Source organism: Bradyrhizobium acaciae (genome assembly GCF_020889785.1).
Classification (GTDB): domain Bacteria; phylum Pseudomonadota; class Alphaproteobacteria; order Rhizobiales; family Xanthobacteraceae; genus Bradyrhizobium; species Bradyrhizobium acaciae.
Genome location: NZ_JACMYK010000288.1, coordinates 1 through 2,208, shown reverse-complemented (window position 1 = coordinate 2,208; position 2,208 = coordinate 1). Strand labels below are relative to the sequence as shown.

The following is a 2,208-nucleotide window of genomic DNA, read 5'->3' as shown; positions in this document are numbered from 1 at the left end:
CTCGCGGAGGCCGGCTTTGCGGTGGAGGAGACCGCCCCGCCGCGGCTCGCGGAGGCCGCCGATCTCTGGCATCGCCTTGTCATCAATGAGGAGCGGCGCGTGCTGGCGCCGATGATCCGCAAGTTCGGCGACGATCGCAGCCGCTACAATCTCGAGGGCCATATCGCCTATGCGCCGGAGCTCGACGGCGATCAGGTGCTGGCCTGCTTCGAGCAGCGGCTTTCGATCGTGCGGGCCTGGCAGCTGTTCCAGGAGCGCTGCCCCGTCATCATCCTGCCGGTCTCGGCGCAACTGCCGTTCCGCTTCGATCAGGATCAGGAAGATGCTGACGTGGTGCACGCGCTGCTCGACGCGCAGCGGCCGCTGCTCGCGGTGCCTGCGCTCGGCTTTCCGTCGCTCGTGGTGCCGACCGGAACCGCCGGCGGCGTGCCGGTCGGCGTGCAGGTGATCGCCGGCCGCTTCCGCGAGGATGTCTGCCTCGCCGCGGCCGCCGTGATCGAGGCGCGCGCCTCGACGCTGACGCCGATCGATCCGCGTGACTGAATCAACAACAAGCACTGAACATAACGGGAGAACAACAGTGACGAATGCACCGATCTGGCAATGGTCCGCCGTGGAGACGGCTGCGGCGATCAGGAATGGCGAGGCGACCTCGGAGCAGGTCGTGCGCGCTCATCTCGATCGCAAGCAGGAGGCAAACCCGGCGCTGAATGCCGTCGTCGTCGATCTCGGTGACGCCGCAATGAAGGCAGCCAAGGCTGCGGACGAGGCGCTCGCGGCCAGCAAGCGCGGCGGCAGCGCCGTCGGACCGCTGCACGGCGTGCCGGTCACGATCAAGATCAACATCGACGTCGAGGGCCAGGCCAATTCGAACGGCGTGGTGGCGTTCAAGGACAATATCGCGCCGGGCGACTCGCCGGTGACGGCCAATCTCAAGAAAGCCGGTGCCATCATCATCGGCCTGACCAACACGCCGGAATTCTCGCTGCGCGGCTTCACCGATAACCCGCTGCACGGCCTGACGCGCAATCCCTGGAATGCCGAGGTGACCTGCGGTGGATCCTCCGGCGGCGCCGGCGCGTCGATCGCGGCCGGCATCGGCACCATCGCGCATGGCAACGACATCGGCGGCTCCTTGCGCTGGCCGGCGCATTGCAACGGCATCGCCACCATCAAGCCGACCCAGGGCCGCATTCCGGCGTTCAATCCCTCAGCCACGGCAGAACGACCGCTGATGGCGCAGTTCATGTCGTCGCAAGGACCCTTGGCGCGCCACGTCGCCGACGTCCGTCTCGGCCTCGAGGTGATGGCGCAGCGCGACCCGCGCGATCCCTGGTATGTGCCGGCACCGCTACAAGGGCCGAAGCCCGCCGCACCGGTCAAGGTCGCGCTCGCAAAGATCCCCGAGGACATGGTGACCGATCGCGGCGTGATCGCGCTTCAGCGCAAGGCCGCGGACCATCTGGCCGATGCCGGCTACGCGGTCAGCGAGGTCGAGGTGCCCGATCTCAACAAGGTCTGGCAGCTCTGGTGCGACCTGATCATGACCGAGACCCGCGTGTTGCAGCAGGACCAGATGCTGGCGGTCTCCAGCGCCGACTTCCAGAAGACGTTCCACGGCTTCATGGCGCTGGCAAATCAATTGGACCAGGCCGGCTACATGAAGGCGATCGCCGAGCGGTCGCGCCACATCAGGAACTGGATGACGTTCCTTGAGCAGTACCCTCTGGTGCTGATGCCGACCTCGGTGCGCAAGACGCCGGAGGTCAACGCCGATCTCGGCGGAGATCAGCGCGTGAAGGACGTGTTCTGGAACGACCTGCGCTTCATCTCGTCGATGAACGTGCTGGGGCTGCCCGCAGCCGTGGTGCCGGTCGGCCTGCACGAGGGGGTGCCGGTCGGTGTCCAGATCGTCGGCTCGCGCTATCGCGAAGACATGTGCCTGGATGCCGCCGAGGCGATCGAGCGCAAGGTTGGTATTCTCACAAAGCAATTGTGGGAGCGACGCTGACACGGTCGCGACCTCATTTTTCAATCGTCTGATCTAGAGGAAGATGAGTTTGGATTGAATCGGATTCTCGGACCGGGTTTACCTCTCCCCATTGGGGAAAGGTCGATTTGCGCAGCAAATCGGGTGAGGGGCCGCAGCTCCAACGAGAGAGCGCAACCCCTCACCCGGCGCTGCGCGCCGACCTCTCCCAAGGGAGA

2 protein-coding genes are annotated in these 2,208 nt (G+C 65.9%); both read left to right on the top strand.

Annotated features, from left to right (window positions below):
• A partial coding sequence (locus H8A92_RS40260; protein WP_249795542.1) for an amidase family protein occupies positions 1-543 on the top strand: 543 nt, incomplete at its 5' end.
• Positions 544-580: 37 nt separating this feature from the next.
• Positions 581-2,011 carry an amidase family protein gene (locus tag H8A92_RS40255; RefSeq protein ID WP_229200778.1) on the top strand — a complete coding sequence of 477 codons (1,431 nt, stop codon included), beginning with the start codon at positions 581-583 and terminating at the stop codon, positions 2,009-2,011.
• The last annotated feature ends 197 nt before the right edge of the window (positions 2,012-2,208 follow it).